Annotated in this window: 1 pseudogene; it reads right to left on the reverse strand. The window is 62.1% G+C overall.

The features are described from left to right. Window positions 1–269 (reverse strand): annotated as a pseudogene (locus tag ACZ3HG_RS23835) (MBL fold metallo-hydrolase); the annotation flags it as partial.

Genomic DNA, 269 nt, shown 5'->3' on the forward strand with positions numbered 1-269 from the left:
AGGCTGAGCTTCTCGGCGATGTCGCCCGGTTTCCAGCCGTGGTTCATCAGGCGCAGCGTCTGATCATGCAGATACTTGTAGGCGTCGCGCTGCTTGGCCATGTAGTCGAGGAGCCGCGAGGTTCCCCACACCGGCCAGTGGTGCTGGGCAAAGACGACGTCGGATTTGACCGCGAACTTGTCGCGCGCCTCGTTGAGGTACTTGGCCCAGGCATTGGCATCGCGCACCTGCGCGCCGCGGATCGGATAGATGTTGTGCAGGTTATGCGT

The sequence above is a fragment of the Erwinia sp. PME.40.26/001 genome (assembly GCF_055556675.1).